At 41.3% G+C, this 13,775-nt stretch carries 10 protein-coding genes; 5 read left to right on the top strand and 5 right to left on the bottom strand.

Annotated elements, in window-relative coordinates:
- Positions 1-34: 34 nt before the first annotated feature.
- Together OCV50_RS21245 and OCV50_RS21250 are read right to left on the bottom strand one after the other, a co-directional pair.
- Positions 35-1,456 carry an FAD-dependent oxidoreductase gene (locus OCV50_RS21245; protein ID WP_261904582.1) on the bottom strand — a complete coding sequence of 474 codons (1,422 nt, stop codon included), beginning with the start codon at positions 1,454-1,456 and terminating at the stop codon, positions 35-37.
- 143 nt (positions 1,457-1,599) lie between these two features.
- Complete coding sequence (locus tag OCV50_RS21250; protein WP_261904583.1) at positions 1,600-2,610, bottom strand: putative 2-aminoethylphosphonate ABC transporter substrate-binding protein; 1,011 nt, start codon at positions 2,608-2,610, stop codon at positions 1,600-1,602.
- 299 nt (positions 2,611-2,909) lie between these two features.
- On the opposite strand from OCV50_RS21250, the gene phnW reads away from it, so the two are divergent.
- From phnW to OCV50_RS21270, 4 genes are all read left to right on the top strand, one after another.
- Complete coding sequence (phnW, locus tag OCV50_RS21255; RefSeq protein ID WP_261904584.1) at positions 2,910-4,016, top strand: 2-aminoethylphosphonate--pyruvate transaminase; 1,107 nt, start codon at positions 2,910-2,912, stop codon at positions 4,014-4,016.
- A complete protein-coding gene (locus OCV50_RS21260; RefSeq protein ID WP_261904585.1) occupies positions 4,013-5,425 on the top strand; it encodes an aspartate aminotransferase family protein in 1,413 nt (470 codons plus the stop codon). Before phnW ends, OCV50_RS21260 begins: the two co-directional genes overlap by 4 nt.
- Positions 5,426-5,489: 64 nt before the next feature.
- A complete protein-coding gene (phnX, locus tag OCV50_RS21265; protein WP_261904586.1) occupies positions 5,490-6,308 on the top strand; it encodes a phosphonoacetaldehyde hydrolase in 819 nt (272 codons plus the stop codon).
- Between the two features lie 400 nt (positions 6,309-6,708).
- A complete protein-coding gene (locus OCV50_RS21270) occupies positions 6,709-7,782 on the top strand; it encodes an OmpA family protein (protein ID WP_261904587.1) in 1,074 nt (357 codons plus the stop codon).
- A gap of 85 nt (positions 7,783-7,867) precedes the next feature.
- Here the strand turns inward: OCV50_RS21270 and OCV50_RS21275 are convergent, their stop codons facing one another.
- The 3 genes from OCV50_RS21275 to OCV50_RS21285 all read right to left on the bottom strand — a co-directional run bounded on the left by OCV50_RS21275 (position 7,868) and on the right by OCV50_RS21285 (position 10,921).
- Positions 7,868-8,263, bottom strand: coding sequence for an OsmC family protein (locus OCV50_RS21275; RefSeq protein ID WP_261904588.1), 396 nt, complete (start codon positions 8,261-8,263; stop codon positions 7,868-7,870).
- 116 nt (positions 8,264-8,379) lie between these two features.
- Positions 8,380-8,538, bottom strand: coding sequence for a hypothetical protein (locus tag OCV50_RS21280; protein WP_261904589.1), 159 nt, complete (start codon positions 8,536-8,538; stop codon positions 8,380-8,382).
- 226 nt (positions 8,539-8,764) lie between these two features.
- On the bottom strand, positions 8,765-10,921 hold the full coding sequence (locus tag OCV50_RS21285) for an AAA family ATPase (RefSeq protein WP_261904590.1): 2,157 nt from the start codon (positions 10,919-10,921) through the stop codon (positions 8,765-8,767).
- 166 nt (positions 10,922-11,087) lie between these two features.
- On the opposite strand from OCV50_RS21285, the gene OCV50_RS21290 reads away from it, so the two are divergent.
- The gene (locus OCV50_RS21290; protein ID WP_261904591.1) at positions 11,088-13,775 is read left to right on the top strand and encodes a class I SAM-dependent DNA methyltransferase; all 2,688 of its coding nucleotides are present in this window, start codon (positions 11,088-11,090) and stop codon (positions 13,773-13,775) included.

Genomic DNA, 13,775 nt, shown 5'->3' on the forward strand with positions numbered 1-13,775 from the left:
TACCTTTTATTTTGTAAACTCTTCTGAAGTATTGCTAACCAGATATTTTATCCGCTTTACTCGCAGCGCCTGCCAGCTTGGCCAGTTGTTTGTCTATCCACATCGGCTTTTGATTGGCGTCTTCTGCGTTTTCTTTGCGACGCACCGCATCACGCACCATCATTGCCCCTAACCAGCGAAAAGGTTCAGGGGGAAAGTGACCAAGTGGCCCTTTTGTCATGCCACTTCTTGTCCATTCGTTATCTAATTCCAAGACCATAGACGAGAGAATTTTGCCGCCCATACGGGTTTGTGCGACACCGTTACCTGAGTAGCCAAGCCCATAAAAGATGTTCGATTGATTCTCAATGTTACCGAAGAAAGGTAGCCCGGTAACGGAACGGTCAGAACCACCAGACCAGCTGTAAGAAAAATCTTGCTGTTCTAGCTTTGGAAACAAGGTTTGAAATGAGTTTTTAAGCAGTGGTAGATACTGTGTCTGCCGGTTGAACATGCTATCGACATGATTAGCAAACGAAAACTTGTTCCCACCTTTGCCTAGCATTAACCTGCCGTCTCGCGTATCACGGTAATAGTGAACAAAGATCCTTGAGTCAACCACAGTCGCCCCTTTTTCTGGGCCATGCGCAACCAATTTATCTGGAATTGGGTTGGTAATTATCATGTCCGAAGAGACAACAACAATGCTTCGTTTGAAAGCTTTAAAGTGGTCGAGCATCCATGCATTGAGTGCCAATACCACTTTATCAGCCGTAACAGTTGCCGCTGATGTTAGGATTTTAGCCGGCTCACCGTAATTCAACTCAAGCATTGGGGTATTTTCGTAAACTTCTACTCCTAACTCAATAGCGACTCGGCGGAGGCCTCTTGCTAATAGCGCCGGTTGTACACTGCCAGCGGCTTCAGAATAGTAACCCTCAATGTGACGTTCAGATCCAGCCTGACGGCTCAGGTTGTCGCCACACTCTTGCCAACTGTTAATACCGAGCTTTTCTAACTCACGAATAACTGGCGCCATGCCTCCTTTTTGAGCTTGATTCGTTGCTGTGTAATAGGTACCACTGCGATAGAGGTGAGCGTCAATATTATGCTCTTGGCAAAAGGCTTCAATTTCAAAAATGACCTTTTCAGATTCCTCCACCAACCATTTGGCTTGTTGCTCTCCATAAAGACGCTTCAACGTTGGATATTTAGTAGACCAAGTCAGCATACAGCCACCGTTGGCACCCGACGCACCACTACCGCACAAATCTTTTTCAATAACCACAACACGTTTTTCTGGCTGCTGTTGTTTAATCAAAATAGCAGTCCATAAACCTGTGTAGCCTCCACCAACGATAGCAATATCTGTTTCAATATCTTGTGTCAGTGATTGACCGGCATCAATCGGTAGAGTGTCTTGACCAAATTCCTGTTGCAGCGCTTGTTTGAACCAATATGAATAGTGTTTTGACATAAAAAACTTACCTAACGAAGTCGACACCAAGCTGTCTGGCGTCATTGATATTGAAAGTTGTTAAATAGAGTGGGCATTGCAAAGCCACCCTTACTGATCAAAAAAGGAAGACCTAAGCCTTCCTTTGTTGTTCAGTTTTATGATTAAGATTTTGGTTCAGACTTCGCGTCAAATTTATCAGACCAAGTTTTCAATACGTCTGCACGCTCACTGCCCATACGAGCAAAGTCCATCTTCGCCATATTCTTCTCAACATTTGGGAAGTTTTTCACTGTCGCAGTTACGTCTTTATGGCCAACGACTGGGTACATCTCAATGTAGAGTTCATTTGCTGCTTTAGAAATCGACCAGTCAACAACACGTTTCGCTGCTTCTGATGATTTAACAAGACCAACCGCTTCAGATTCCCAACCGATACCTGCTGGAGTGATTACTGCCAATGGAGCACCTTGCGTTTTCAGCTTGGCACCACGGCTTGCCATAGAGATACCGATCGCGACTTCCCCCATACCGGCTTGGACACATGGCTTCGATCCAGAATGCGTGTAATGCGCAATGTTCTTATCCAACTTTTGCATATAATTCCATGCTTGGTCTTCACCCATGTTTTGCAGCCACGCCGAAACTTGCATGTAACCTGTACCAGAAGACGCTGGGTTTGGCATTGCAATGTGGCCTTTATAGATAGGTTTGGTGAGATCTTCCCACGACTGAGGAGCCGGCAGGTTCAACTGTCTTGCGACTGCTTCGTTAAAACACACTGCATTAAAAAAGGCGTCGTTACCGTACCAAGCCTGAGAAGATTGCGGATCATTCAGATTTGCGCGAAGTGCATCTACCCCTTGAGGTGTATACGGCTGCAGGATTCCCTCTTCTTTTAAAAGCGCCATAGATGAGCCAGCAAGCCCCCACACTACTTCAGCTCGTGGGTTATTTTTCTCAGCTAATAGTTTAGCCGTCATAATGCCCGTTGAATCACGCACCCATTTGATGCGAATGTCTGGGTTTTCGCTCTCAAATGCATTTTTGTACTTCGCCAAAATATCTGTTTCAAACGCTGTATAAACCGTCACTTCCTCGGCCGCAAATGCGTTGGTAGCCAGTAGTGACACAAGTGCAGCAAGTGATCCTTTCATAAAACGGTTATTCATCATGTTCTCCAGTTGAACTGTCTAGCAAGATTAGATGCAGCCGATTCGACTTACATTCTTTCATTTCCATTAGTGAGTACACACCTTATTGGTATGTACCAGATGACAAATATTAACCTATTCGAGTTTTATGACGATTAAATGAACAAAAAATGGCATTTTAAAGATCTCTACCCACAAAATGATCACCAAGAATTTTGAATGTGAAGCTTTTGTGAATCTACTCCTTTTAGTCTTTACCTCTATCGAATCTGATTGATAAAGTATCGCTGAATATTGGTATAGTCCAAATGGAAATGAACATGAAAAACGAATACTTGCTATTAACCCCTGGTCCTCTCTCTACTTCTGAGTCCGTTCGCCAAGCGATGCTAAAAGACTGGTGCACTTGGGATGACGAATACAACAAAGACATCGTACAAGTCATACGCCATAAGTTGGTCAACCTTGCGACTCAACACTCAGGCTATACAAGTGTGTTAATGCAAGGTAGTGGTACAGCTTCGGTAGAAGCAACGATAGGTAGTGTCATTGGTGCAGAAGGCAAACTGCTTGTGGTCGATAATGGAGCTTATGGCGCTCGCATCTCACAAATTGCACAGTATTTGAACATTCCATGCCATGTGGTTTCACCAGGCGAGACATCACAACCTGACTTGAACGAAATGGAAACGTTAATGGCTATGGATCCAAGCATTACCCATGTAGCAATTGTCCATTGCGAGACCACAACAGGCATGTTGAATCCAATTAAAGAGATTGCTCAACTCGCGAAGCAACAAGACAAAGTCGTTATTCTAGATGCCATGTCGAGTTTCGGTGGTATCCCAATGGACATCGCTGAGCTCGGTATCGACTTTATGATTAGCTCGGCGAATAAATGTATTCAAGGTGTGCCGGGCTTTGGTTTTGTTATTGCTAAGCAGGATGAACTTGAGAAGTGCAAAGGACAAGCTCGCTCACTGAGTTTAGACCTTTACGATCAGTGGTATTGCATGGAAGCTAACCACGGTAAGTGGCGCTTTACTTCACCAACACACACCGTGCGCGCGTTCTATCAAGCGCTCATTGAGCTTGAGCAAGAAGGTGGTATTGCCGCGCGATTCCAACGTTATTCGACCAACCAGAAGACACTGGTGGCTGGAATGCGTTCTCTGGGTTTCCAGCCGTTACTGAATGACGATCTTCACTCTCCAATTATCACCTCTTTCTATTCTCCTACTCACAGCGACTACCAATTCAAAGAGTTCTACGAGCGCCTCAAACAACAAGGCTTCGTTATCTATCCGGGTAAAGTCTCTAATGCTGACTGTTTTCGCATTGGCAACATTGGTGAGGTTTACCCTACTGACATAGAACGTCTCATCGGTGCGATCAGCAAAGCAAAATACTGGGAAGTAACAGCATGATGCAGTGCGAATCAAAAGAGAACCTCTCTCACACTCACTTTCGTAGTGAAGGAGATGTAAACACAACGCCTGCGCGACAGGAGTGGAACGCTTCTTTAGAAGATCAAACAACACAGGCATTGCTCAAGAGAGATTCAGACGTGTTTCTTCATCAGGCGATGTCTACGCCCTGTTTAGATACTTTGCAACATGCAGAAGGCATCTACATTGAAGATACAACGGGTAAAAAGTACATGGATTTTCATGGAAATAACGTTCATCAATTGGGATATGGCCATTCAGAAGTCGTCAAAAAAGTAACCGAACAAATGGCGTCGCTACCGTTTTCTCCGCGACGCTTTACTAACAAGACCGCTATAGAGTGTGCAGAAAAACTCACGCAAATCTGTGGTGGCGAGCTCAACCGTGTGTTGTTCGCACCCGGTGGCACCTCTGTGATAGGTATGGCTCTTAAACTCGCGAGACATGTCACCAACAACTCCAAAGTCGTGTCACTTTGGGACTCTTTCCACGGCGCGTCTTTAGACGCGATATCGGTAGGTGGAGAAGCCTGTTTCCGAGAAGGGATGGGACCACTCATGGCCGGCGTAGAGCGTATCCCTCCGGCTGTATCTTATCGCGGAGCGTTTCCACTGCGCGACGGCGACCAACACTCTGACGTCCATTACGCCGATTACCTTGAGTATGTTATTGAAAAAGAGGGAGGCATTGGTGCTTTTATCGCAGAGGCTGTGCGTAATACTGACGTTCAAGTACCAAGCAAGGCCTACTGGAAACGCATCAGAGAGATCTGTGACAAACACAATGTCTTATTGATCATCGACGATATCCCCAACGGCATGGGGCGCAGCGGTGAATGGTTTACTCATCAAGCTTATGACATCGAGCCAGATATTCTCTGTATCGGAAAAGGCTTTGGCGGTGGTTTAGTTCCGATCGCAGCAATGATAACCAAAGACAAATACAACACAGCAGCACAAGTATCTCTAGGCCACTATACACACGAAAAAAGTCCAATTGGCTGTGCAGCAGCGCTGGCAACCATGCAGGTCATCGAACAACAGAACCTTTTACAAAAGGTGAAAAGCGACAGTCAATTTGTGAAACAGCGTCTACTCGAGATGAAAAGACGTTACTCAATTATCGGTGATGTTCGCGGTATCGGCCTGCTTTGGGGAGTTGAACTGGTCTCAGACCTTATCGCAAAAACACGCGCCTACGACGAAGCAGAAGCCCTGCTCTATCAATGCCTAAACCAAGGCTTAAGCTTCAAAGTTTCTCAAGGCAACGTCGCTCAACTCAGTCCCCCGCTAATTATTGCTCGAAGCGACCTTAGCGCTGCCCTAGATATCTTTGAAACTGCCATTTCCAAGATATGCCAAGACTTTGGTTACCAAACGTTAACCTAACTCGCACCAACAAATTAACCACAGCCTTGATTCTTATCTCAAGGCTTATATAGGACACAGAATCATGACACATTCATCCGCAATCCAAGCTGTAATTTTTGACTGGGCCGGCACCATCGTAGACTTCGGTTCATTCGCCCCAACCAGTATCTTTGTCGAAGCTTTCAAGCAAGGGTTCGATTTTCATATCTCCCTTGAAGAGGCGCGTGAGCCTATGGGACTCGGTAAATGGGATCATATCCAAGCCGTTGGTCAGTTACCTTCGGTAAAGGCTCGCTGGCAGAACCAGTTCGGCAGAGACATGAACTCCGAAGATATTGATGCAATATACGCGGCATTCATGCCATTACAGAAAGCGAAAGTCGCTGACCACGCCACACCAATCATGAATGCAATCGAAGTTGTGAATAACCTGAAAGCGCAAGGTGTAAAAATAGGCTCATGTTCAGGTTACCCACGCCAAGTGATGGACGTGCTCGTCCCTGTAGCCGCAGACTACGGTTATCACCCTGATTGTGTTGTCGCTACTGACGATCTTCCACAAGGTGGTCGCCCTGCTCCATTCATGGCTCTGAAAAATGTCATAGATTTAGGCGTCACGAATGTTGCGGCATGTATTAAAGTTGATGATGCAGCCCCAGGAATCGATGAAGGGCATAACGCTGGTATGTGGACTGTGGGTCTTCTGCTGTCTGGCAATGAAGCTGGACTCACCTTTGATGAGTACCAACAAGCGGACGAAGCGACACTTATCGCTGCTCGAAACAAGGCGAAACAGAAACTTGGAAAGTCGAAACCACATTATCTGATTGATACCATTGATGATCTACCTGGCGTTATCAAACAAATCGAAGCTCGTATCTTACGTGGAGAACGCCCTTAGCTTCACGCCGCACACCCTATAATTGCTTTTCAACGATTCATTCCCGGTGTCAATTTCTTGGCATCGGGTTTTGTTCGTTTTATAAGCATGAAGTAGCGCAAGATTTTGAACTCTTTTCGAGAATAAAATTTGTAAAATCAAAACCTTGAGCTATATCTTTATATATTCACATCCGCTGTTGATAACTTAACAATTACAAATAAGTTAAATGCATAATTTTTAACAATTTTGTTGACTCTCATATGCAATAGGATTAACAATAGAATTACCGCTCATATAGATAGATTCCAGCTGGATCAGCGCCTCCAGTTATCGTCTGAAAGCAGTGAGTTACATACAGTCGATGACCATTTAATGGCAGATTCAGGTAAGAATAAAAATTAATCACAAGGATAAGATTATGAAAAGACTGTCAAAAATTATGTGTGCACTTATCGCAACCTCTGGTCTTGCAGCAGCACCGTCTATCGCAGCTACAACTTACGTTGGTGCTAAAGTTGGGCTTGGTTGGCTAGACAGCGCATGTGTAGACGGCTTTAAGTGTGATGATGATGCAGTTGGAGCCGGCATTTACTCTGGTTACAACTTCACCGACCGTATTGGGTTTGAACTAAGCTCAGATTTCCTTGGCGATTACAAAACAAGCTTTGCTAGTGGTAGCACTGCGGCACAGTTTAGCGACCCACTTATCGCTATTTCTCTAACCCCAATGTACCGCTTCCCTGTAGAGCAAGAGTTCGACTTCTTTGTTAAGGGTGGTCCAGCTTACATCTCACACGGTGGTGAAGATGACTTTGTACTATCGCTTGGTGCTGGTGTAGAGAAGCAATTTTCGGATACTTGGGCTGTAAGAGTTGAATATCAATACTTTGATGACTTTGACGACAAATACGTTCAAGACCTAAACGCAAATCTTTTCTCTATCGGTGTTAGCTATAACTTCGGTACAGGGGCAACAACAGCTTCTGCGGCAGCAGCCGCCGCGGCCACTACGGCAGCCGTTACACAAGCGCCTTCTGAACCAATCGTTGAAGAGATTGTGATGGAAGAGAAAACAACCGTTGTGGTCACTAAAGAACAAACGGAAAGTTTCTCTCAAGAGATGTTCGCAACGAACAGCACTGAGCTATCAGCAGACGGTAAGGCAGCGCTTGGTCCTCTGATTGCTGTACTTCAGGCTCACCCAGAATCTAGTGTTCAAGTTGTTGGTCACACTGACTCAACGGGTTCTGCTGAGTACAATATGACAGTATCGAAGAAACGTGCAGCAGCCGTTGCAGCGTACATCGAAGAGCAAGGCATTGATGCTAGCCGTATTACTGCAACAGGTGAAGGTGAAGAAAACCCTGTCGCAACCAATGATACAGCGGAAGGTCGTGCAATGAACCGACGCGTAGAAGCGACCATTCCAGGCTTTGAATACACTGAAGAAGTTCAGGTTGAAAAAGTAATGGTTGAAGAGACTGCTCAATAATTGACTACTTTACAGCTTAAACCAGCTGTATAACTATCAACTCGAACGAAGGCCACGTATGACAAATACGTGGCCTTTCTTTTTGTTAGACGATTTCCCAGCTGTGCGTCATTTCCACACCCGCGCCTAGCATCAAACACACTGAGCAGTATTTTTCTAAAGAATCCGCACATACTTTCGCAACAAGCTCTTTATCTAGGTTGTCACCAGACACTTCAAAGTGAATATTGATTGCAGTGAAGATCTTTGGCGCTGTTTCACGACGCTCTGTCTCAAGCTTTGCATTGCAGCCGGTAATCGCTTGTCCAGCTTCTTTTAGGCCGTCAACGACGTCAACAGAGCTACAACCACCTGCAGCCATTAACACCATCTCCATTGGTGAGAAATAAGTGCAGTCACCACTTGCCATTGTAATTCCTTGATTTTTATCAGTTTTACCAACAAACTTTAAATCTTCAATCCATTTTACTTCTGCTTTCATTTCGGTCTAATCCTATAAATGCTTAACCTATCTCTGCTAATTATATCTTTATATTGCAGATAAGAAAAAGCCACTCAATCGAGTGGCTTTTAATGCTCTTGAATGATTTTTGTACGTCATGCAGCTTCCTTAACGACTGTTAGATCAGTCAAAATGTCACTGTCATTCATACCCAACTTACGAAGTTCGACTAATCTGTGATACTCAATTAAGTAGCAAATCTTTTTACCATTAACTGTCATAAACACTGGAACTTTGTACTGTACCTTACTCATGATATTTCCTCATTCGTTCTAACGGTACAAGAACAATTTTTTAGTGTCTGTCGTGATCCCTTCATACAGAAATTGGCAGTCCTACCAATAGCACTTGTCGTTAGACAAAAGGTTCTGTCGGACAAACCACAAGAGCAAGGAGATTGTTCCATAATACAAAACGTAAGAAAAGTTTTATGATTAATTTCTGCGATTTTGTAAGCCACTAATGAGTGGCTTTAAGCTGTTAGATCTTTGACATTTTATTATAGTGTGCAGAGTAACCCATTTTTTCAAAAACTAATCTTAATCCATCTTTGAACGAAGCATAATCAAACTCTTTAAAGTCTATTATATTTTGCCCTAAAGAGTGTGATTCACGATTGATGTAACGAATGAATGCTTGATATCTAACTTCTTGAAGTTTTTTATCTTGCATAACATTGCTGAGATCTGACTTTTGAACAAAGTTGAAAAAATACTCTATGACATTACGCATACAGTTGGCTATCAATGCTGGCGGTTGATTTTCGTCATTAATTACAGACCAATATGACTGATAATCGTTCTGAACTTCCTCATACTTCATCGAATCAATCGTTGTGCCTTTTGTGTTTTTTGAAAGCCTAAAAAGCAACTGTTCTTCTTTTCTTTTTTTATGGTTAGAATCTACAAGTTCATAAAAAAAGTACAAACTATGTGTTAAAACAAACACTTGTTCAACATTTGCAGCTTCAAAAAAATCATTCTTGATGATACGACCAATGTTATAAACATAAATGTGAGACAAGCTTGAGACAGGATCATCAATCACAGCAATTTTTTTTACGTTACCTTCGTCTGCAGTCTGCTTACCTTTAAACAATTCACGAAAGTACAAAAAGCTAATAATCATCTTCTCCCCTTCGGAAAGAGATGAGAAAATTTGACCGTTTGACCCTGTTCTTACAAGTTTGTAAAGGTCATCTTCATATTTTTCGATGTAAAAATCAGTAATACCAATATCTGTAAGTCCTTTATTGATATTAACAATTGATTCTTCAATATTAACAGTCTGTTTTTGCGCCTGTTTCCGTTTTTTATCGAGGGCTGCAATATCAGTATCTACCTCTTTTTTATCACCTTCGAGCTTGTTTTTTTTCGCTGTACTTTCTTTTGAAAATGACTCATACGCCTTGATTGTTTGGTCGTACTCCCATCGAACTAACTGCCAAAACTGCTTTTTGATTTTCTTTTTTTCATCAGCTGAGTTATTAACTTTTTGGTTATGGACACCAATTTTTTCATTTGCTGTATACACATATTCATTAAACTTTTGAACATGTTCAACAAGTCCATCTAACTCAACTTGCAAGCTTGGTGTGTTCTTTTTTTGTTCAATTTTTTGTAGGTTAGATTTCAACGTAGAACGAATCAAACCATAGCTTTCTGTCATTTCAGCAAGAAAATCAGCACAAAATTGAGATGTTTTGTAGGATTCAAAATCTGTTAATGACTCAACAATTGCTTTGTATGTTGTAACTATCTCTGCGATTTTTGTCTTACTTTCTTCATATGATTCGTCAAAATAGTCTTTGATCTGGGCGATTAACTCAGGAGTAACAGTCTTAGATTGACAGAACGGACAAGTAGCATCTTCAATCTCATCAAGGTACTCCAAACCATTACTAACCCAATCAGAGTTTTGTAACTGATTAATCAGTTTTGAAATTGGGCTATCTTCATTGCCTATAACTATTTCTTTAAGTAATGCAACTTCTTCTAAGGAAAGCTCTGATAGCGAGATCTTAGGCAAAATTGAAAATGTGGTGGCAGTTTCTCCATCTATTGCGGTAACTTCTTCTTTGAGATTTTCAATCGTTTTTGTTGGTTTTACATCTGGTAAAGGAACGGATACGAGGTGGTCAAATAGAACCTTCTTGTTTCCCATCAAGCGGTCAAGACAAAATTTCAGAACACGATCACCACCTGAGTAATCCGTTTTTATTTCCCAAACTTTTTTTTCAGCTTTTTCTTTTGCTTTGTTTAATGCTTCGACTTCTTTATCAATATCAGATTGAAAACCATCGCTCTTCACTTTGAGTTGGTCAATCTCCTCCCCAAGCTGCTCTACTCTTAATTTTGCTTTCTTGTTTTCTTGTGAAAGGCTGAAAATACCATCAATTGAGTCTTTTTCATAAAAGACATCTTGGATAAACTTTTGATTGTAAACGAGAATTTTGCAGTCACCCTTCACATGAGAGCAATTCTTATAGTCTTCATGTTCTGGCGAGTAGAAGTAGTTCGAGAATGTACTCTTACCTGTACCGTTCAAGCCGTAAATGATGTTTACTTTTTTATCACTGTTAAGTGATGTTTTTCCTTTGTAGCTTGCTACATTCTCTAAACTTATTTGTGAAATCAAACCTGCCCCCAACCTTACGGCTTAAAAGTAATTTAACCGCATAGAGTGATTAAAAACCAACCAATCGATTCAAAAGAATGCTGTATGACAAACATATTCTTTATATGAAACAGATTTTATCCTGATTTATTGTACAATACACTGAAATACATCAGGTTTTGACGATATGACTAAGATCACGTACACAGAAGTTTTTGATAATCTTGAAGCGTTATCAACGAACATTACTCCAAGCTCTTTCATCTACGATTTTTTGTCTTGCTTTGATACCCCTAAGTCGACAATTACTCGATTAAAAAAAACACACCAAGATACCAGTGAAGTTATTGTTAATGGTGAATTGCTTTTCCAAGAAACAGATCAAGACTTATCGATTGAGATGGCAAAAGCTCTTCAGAGGAAAAACCTGAAAAAGAATAAGATACGATTTGTCATAATTACTGATTACAGAACGTTGATGGCATATGATCTAAAAGCTAATGACACTGTACATTTAGACATAATCGACCTTCATAAAGAGTTTCAATTTTTTGCACCAATAGCAGGGTTTGAAAGGGCAACATTAGCCACTGAGTCTTTAGCTGATGCTAAAGCAGCAGAGAAAATGGCGAAGCTGTTTGATTTATTGAAGTTTGAGAACTCTGTTGAGACAGCAGAACAAATCCGCACAATGAATGTATTCCTGTCAAGAATACTTTTCTGTTTTTTCGCAGAAGATACAGGAATCTTTGAAAAAAACTTATTCACAAAAACAGTTGGTGACGGCTCATCTGTGGATGGTTCTGATACACATATAGTTATAAGTCAGCTATTTAAACTTCTCAATTCAAAGCATCCTACCGAGCTATCTCAAAAATTTAAGGATTTCCCATACGTAAACGGTGGTCTGTTTGCGGAGGAAATTGATGTACCAAGATTCAACATCCGTTCAAGAGAAGCCTTGATCCAGTGTGGCTCATTAGATTGGTCTTCTATTAACCCTGATATTTTTGGTTCAATGTTCCAAGCAGTTGTCGATGTAGACAAGCGTTCTGATATGGGAATGCACTACACTTCAGTCCCAAACATTTTAAAAGTTCTACAACCGTTATTTTTAGATTCCCTCAAACAAGAATATCACCGAATTGATGAGAGCGATGTAAAAGATACAACAAAGATCAAGAACTTAAAGTCACTATGTTCTCGTTTATCAAGTATAAAAGTCGGAGATATGGCTTGTGGCTCAGGCAACTTCTTAATCATTGCTTATAGAGAGCTTCGTCTACTTGAAATTGAAATACTTCGCTCAATTAGAACACTTGAGGGTTCTGATAACCAAATCTTGTTGGGGTTGGGTGCTCCACAATCAGGTATATCTTTAGAGCAGTTTTATGGCATTGAATATGATGACTTTGCTTGTGGTATAGCGGTTCTTTCTCTGTGGCTGGTTGAGCACCAGATGAATCAACAGTTCAATAAGGAATTTGATGCAAGTGAAGCGACTCTACCTTTAAAATCCTTCAATAACATTATTCACGATAATGCTTTACGTGTGGATTGGGAATCTCTTATGCCAAATAAAGGTGAAGTCTATATCGTTGGCAACCCTCCTTTTATCGGGGCGAGAAAGAAAAAAGAGCATCATACCTCTGACTTAAGTGTGGTTTGTAAGGATATCAAGAAGTTCAAGAACTTAGATTATGTTTCTGGCTGGTTCGTTAAAGGACAACAGTACATATCAAGTAACGACCAAGCTAAGTGTGCGCTCGTTGCAACTAACTCAATTTGCCAAGGTGATTCTGTAGGAATTTTGTGGAGCTATTTACTCGATAATACAAATATTGAAATAGACTTTGCCTACTCATCATTCAATTGGTCCAACAATGCCAAGGGCAAGGCAGCAGTTACATGTATAGTTGTTGCAATGAGAAACAAGTCTTCTTCTGAAAAATATTTATTTGACGGTGAAGTTAAAAAGAGAGCGAAAAACATCAATGCATACCTCATAGATGCTCCTGATGTTTTTGTCTATTCTGAACGTGCTCCCTTACATAGTTACCCGAAAATGGTTTTTGGGAGTATGCCAAATGATGACGGCAACTTGATTCTATCGAGTGAAGATAAACAGACTCTACTGAACACTCACCCTGAGTCAGCTCCTTTAATTCGCAAATTACTTGGGTCAAAGGAACTCATCAACTCTTTAGAAAGATATTGCTTATGGATTACAGATGACAATTTAGAATTAGCTAATTCTATTCCACCGATCAAAGAAAGAATTGATAACGTTCGTACATACCGAGAAAACTCAACAAGAGCTGCAACACAGAAGCTTTCTGTTATTCCACATCGCTTTGGTGAAGTACGTCACCTTGAAGAGAATTCAATCTTATTCCCTTCAATTTCATCTGAAAATCGTGACTATATACCATGTGATTTTTTTGATAAGTCAGTTATAACCAACAATAAAAACTTCGCTATATATGGTGGGGATAATGTTTTATTTGCGTTGTTATCATCAAAACACAACATGCTTTGGGCGAAAGCTGTTGCAGGAAGAACACGAAATGATATCTGTTATTCAAACACAATTTGCTATAACACATTACCATTACCACACCTCAATGATGCTCAAAGAGATAGACTTTCAGAGTTTGCAAAAGAAATCATGAAGTGCCGAATCATAGAAGGCGGTTCTCTTGCTTCTATGTATGGCTCTAACAAGATGCCAGCATCATTAAAGTCTATTCATGAAGATCTTGATAGCTTCGTAGACAGTCTTTATCAAAAATCTTCTGGAAAAAGTAACCCAATCAAAAATGATAATGAAAGACTTGCTGTTTTATTCAAGCTCTATTCAGAGCTGAAAGGATAA

Source organism: Vibrio fortis, assembly GCF_024347475.1.
GTDB lineage: Bacteria > Pseudomonadota > Gammaproteobacteria > Enterobacterales > Vibrionaceae > Vibrio > Vibrio fortis.